This window comes from Sulfurovum sp. bin170 (genome assembly GCF_010892395.1).
Taxonomy (GTDB): domain Bacteria; phylum Campylobacterota; class Campylobacteria; order Campylobacterales; family Sulfurovaceae; genus UBA1140.
This window is the reverse complement of sequence record NZ_JAACKB010000156.1, coordinates 1-4577: the sequence shown is the minus strand read 5'-3', so window position 1 is coordinate 4577 and position 4577 is coordinate 1. Positions and strand designations below refer to the sequence as shown.

At 34.6% G+C, this 4577-nt stretch carries 5 protein-coding genes; all 5 read left to right on the top strand.

Features of this window, described 5'->3' with window-relative positions:
- The first annotated feature begins 52 nt into the window (after nucleotides 1-52).
- Nucleotides 53-1180 (top strand): DUF1425 domain-containing protein, encoded by a 1128-nt coding sequence (locus GSY74_RS03690; protein WP_164663758.1) that lies wholly within the window; start codon nucleotides 53-55, stop codon nucleotides 1178-1180.
- Nucleotides 1181-1190: 10 nt separating this feature from the next.
- Entirely contained in the window at nucleotides 1191-1733 is a 543-nt protein-coding gene (locus GSY74_RS03685; protein ID WP_164663757.1) for a penicillin-binding protein activator LpoB, read from the top strand.
- Nucleotides 1730-2221, top strand: a complete 492-nt coding sequence (locus GSY74_RS03680) for a hypothetical protein (protein ID WP_164663756.1) — start codon at nucleotides 1730-1732, stop codon at nucleotides 2219-2221. The genes GSY74_RS03685 and GSY74_RS03680 overlap by 4 nt, the downstream gene beginning before the upstream one ends.
- A gap of 83 nt (nucleotides 2222-2304) precedes the next feature.
- A complete protein-coding gene (locus GSY74_RS03675; RefSeq protein ID WP_164663755.1) occupies nucleotides 2305-3372 on the top strand; it encodes a hypothetical protein in 1068 nt (355 codons plus the stop codon).
- A gap of 11 nt (nucleotides 3373-3383) precedes the next feature.
- A partial coding sequence (locus GSY74_RS03670) for a hypothetical protein (protein ID WP_164663754.1) occupies nucleotides 3384-4577 on the top strand: 1194 nt, incomplete at its 3' end.

Sequence of the window (4577 nt, the reverse complement as noted above, 5' to 3'; positions counted from 1 at the left end):
TGTTATAATTGAGGAATAATATTACTATATATTAATATTTTAAGGAGTTATTATGAAATTTTTTTTCATGTTTTTGTTGTCTATTTTACTTTTTGCACAAGCAGATGATAGAGGGGTAAGAGTCTCTAGCAAAATGCAGAGTGAGCAGAGAGTTGCTCTTGTTATGGGAAATAATGAATATGGAGGTGTTTTGTCTAAACTGAGAAATCCAATAAACGATGCCAAGTCCATAAGGGATATATTGGAGAGCAGAGGATTTGAGGTTATCTATAAAGAGAATAGTACCAAACGAGATATGAGGGCTACTCTAAATAAATTTTATGAGAAGATACGAGAGGGTGGAGTAGGGCTATTCTACTTCTCTGGACATGGTATAGAGGTGGATGGTCAAAATTATCTGATTCCTATAGATGCCAAATTGGATGAGAAGAGTGATGCCGAGTTTGAAGCTGTATCCTTGAATAAGATTACAAAAAAGATGCAAAATGCTAGAAATAGACTCAATATTGTAGTGCTTGATGCTTGTAGAAATGATCCATTTAGCAGGTCTGCTGGAACTGGTGGATTGGCAAAAGCTGAACCTATAGGGCTTTTTGTCTCCTACTCAACAGGAGCAGGGAGTGTTGCAAGTGATGGAAAGTCGGGGGAAAATGGACTCTTTACAAAATATCTAGTTAAAAATATGAAACGCTCACTGGATTTACAAAATGTGTTTCATAAAACTAGAGAAGATGTATATATAGCATCAAATCAAAAACAGTTTCCTGCTATCTACAACCAAACTATTAATGGTAAATTTTACTTTACCGTTCCAAAAGGGAGAGTGGAGTCCAAACATGAGAGTAGAGTGGTGGAGTCAACACCAGTGGTTTATGTTCCCAAAATGGACTCTTTTGTAAAAACTATTATAGATGATAAGCTCAAAGATAGAGTCTCTGTAGCCAATAGTTCAAGTAGAGTTAAAAATGGTTCGTTTCAGGTAGTTTTGGATATTCAAAATCATCAAAGCCAAAAAGTTTCTGTAAATTATAGATATAAGTGGTTTGATGATGAGGGTTTTGAGGTTGGTGAAAATATGTCAATATGGCAACCTCTGTTTTTGGAATCAAATGATAACAGTAGAATCAAAGGTATAGCACCAGTTCCAACAGCAACAAGTTGTAAATTTTATCTGAAATAGGAGAGTATAAATGATAGTAAAAAAAACAGTTATAGCAGTAGGTATAGTATTCGCAATGGTAGGATGTGTCTCTACAGGTGGTAGTGGAAAAGTAGTTCGAGTTGACCCAAGAGATATGCAAGATACAGATGCCAATTATGGTGCAGAAGATTTGCATATATTTGTACAGAAGATGGTCTCTGCGATGTTGCAAACTCCTGTTATCGCCTCTGCCTCTAAAAAGCCCTATCTTGCATTGGGAAATATTGGTGTTGGAGTTGGAGTGGACGAGCATATAGATACTAAGCTTATTAAAAATAGTATCCGAACCAATCTTATCAAATCAACTAGAGTAAACTTTATAGATAGTGAATATATAGATGGATTAGAAAAAAAAGAGGGTAAATTTATCAAAAAAGATTATGAACTGACAGGGGATGTACACTCTATCAAAAAAGATACAGGCTCAACTATTGATAATTTTTATGCGTTGACTCTTAAATTAACCGATGTAAAAACTTCTGTTATCGTATGGTCAGAGGAGAAAGAGATAAGAAAGATAGTTAACCGATGATGAAGTTTATATTTTTAATTGGAATAGTGTTGTTTTCAGGTTGTAATACTCCTGCAAAAATGCAGAGTATTGACCCAAAAGAGAATCAATTGACAACGATTAGATGGGGAGAGAGTGACCTGCAAGAGATGGCAAATAGAGTTGCTACTCATATTCTCTCATCCTCTACGATTGATTTTTCTAAAAGTTATAGTTTTGGAAAGATAAAAAACCGTAGCCATGACCATATAGATACCAAACACCTAGCAGATAAAATCTCTATGGCTTTAGTGCAGAGTGGAAAGGTGAAAATAGTTGAAAAAGAAAAGGGCAAAAGTAGTGGCATCTTTTTTGGAAAAATTTCTAGTATATTCAAAAAAAATGACCGTACTAAAGATATGTTTTTTAACTTTAACTTGACACTTACAGAGAGAGAGACTAGTCGAGTAGTTTGGAGTCATGATGTTGAGATTAGAAAGGTGTATAATAAGGCTATGTTTGGGTGGTAAAAGATAGTAAAATATTAAGCTTAGATTATAATAAATATTGCTAACATTGAGTTTAAATAAAAAATAGTTGAGGAGTTTATTTTATGTTTAAATTTAAAGTTTTATGTTCACTATTGCTATTTTCTGCATGCTTAAGTGCAGAGAGTATCGCCATAACTGATGATAGTGTGTCAGAAGAGAATAGTCAATCAACAAGAAAAAATGATGATGTCAAATTTGCTGTAGAGATGGGAGCCCAAACAGATTTTTGGAATCCAGGATTATCAGGAAATGTACTAGAATATGATACCGAAGGGTTATTCTTAGGTTTTGGAAAACTAAAAGTAAAGCTTTATGACTCTGATGTTTTTACCATTGAAAAGTACGGCACACTTACCTCTTCTGATAGTCAAGATGACCTTTTAGCCCAGTACAAAGATGACCAAAAACAGGATTCGACCATTGATGGGATGAGAATCTCACTGCAACTTATGAAAGTGATTAACTATCTCTTTGACAAAGAGTGGCTAGATGGTCTAAACTATGAGTACAACACAAGAAACTTCATAGGTTCTGCTACACTACTCCAAAATAGTGTCTACTGGTTTGGAAAAACCAATGGTGGTGTTTTAGGTGAAGATTTTGTTCTGCTAGAGAGAGGAAATAACCTATCATTTAAAACAAAGTTCACAAGTCATAAACTCTCTTATAGATTTGATAATGTTCTGAAAAAGTTAAAAGGTAGTTACGCCTCTGTAGGTGTTTTTGATGAGGAGTGGTCAAAACCAACCTTTATCGGAGATACAGGACTAAACGGAGAGCTACCAGTGATTTTTGACTCCAACTACTACTCAAAAGGTATCAGTGGTGCTGTTGGCGTTACTGATAGGAACTATGATATAAAGGCTTTTTTTGATTATGGTATAGATAATGAGATGCAGATTATACAAAAAGAGAACAGCTACTCTCAATACAATAAAGATATTGATATGGTTGCAATAGGTTTAAAAGCTGACTATCGTTTTGCTGATGTCTACTCAAACAACTCATTTGCTACAGATATTATTATCGGTGCAGGGTGGCAGTACAATCAGATAACACAAGATGGAGATATAGAGCTGGATGCTGAGACACTCTATGGGGTGAATGCAGGAGTAGAGATTATTTTTTAGAGGGGGAAGATATGTATAAAAAAATAGCCACAACTATTTTATTGATGTCTATCTTTAGTGGATGTCAAGTTGCTTCTGATATATTACACGAAACTGTAGCTCCAAAAGTTCATAGCTATAATCAAAGTAGTGATGCCTTAAAAGAGTGCAACTTTGACAAAGCTATAGATATAGTCAGTAAAAATCAAAATGAGCTACTCAAAAATTCAGAGCTTGGTCTGGCTTACTACTTTAAAAATAGCTACCAACAATCTAACCAAAATTTTGATAATGCTATCAATATATATAGAATCAACGAAAATAAATCCACTATTGCTCTTTCAAATATTGTCAGAAATGAATATCAAGGAGAGGGATTTGATAAAGTTTTTTTGCACAACTATAAAGCAATAAACTACCTAATGCTTGGAGATTCAGAATCGGCTAGAGTCGAAGCAAAAAACTCAAACTTGATACAGCAACAAGAGAAGCTAAAGTTACATAAGTTCAAAGAGAGCTACAATAAAGTAGATAAAAATGCTCATTTAGCTTCAAGATATGATTTGCTTTTCAATAGCGTAAATCCACAACATCACCCCTATCAAAACCCTTTTGCCTACTATATTTCTGCTTTGGGTTATGCAGAAGATGGTGATTATGATAACGCATTAGTGGATATACGAAATGCCATAAAATTTGGAACCGATGGCTTTAGCCTCGCACAGTTCGGGGCTAAAGCCTCCGATTCCAAAATACTAAAAAACAAACTTCTAGCCTATCAAAACAGAGATACCAAACCAACAGTAGAGCTATTTTTCGATGTGGGTCAATCTCCTCTAAAATCACAAGTACAACTCAAAATGGATATGGGAAATGGTCAGCAGAGAATGGCGTATCTACCATCTTACATCTTGGAAAAGAGTGATATTGATTATATAAAAATCATAGATAGTCAAAATAAAGAGGTGGCAAGAAGTTCTCTTCTTTCAGATATTAATGCGATAAAAATCAATGAGTTCAAAGAAAAACTTCCTGCTATCCTCTCTATCTTAACAAAAGAGGCAACTATATCTATGGGTTCAGAGGCTTTGGATAAAAAGTCAAAGTTGTTGGCAACCATCTTTAAAACAGGGTCTGCTATTTATGGGCAAAATGATGTCTCTACTTGGAGTTTGCTTCCTGAAAAGATTTTAGTGATTTCGTTTACACCTAAAAATAAGGAGTTA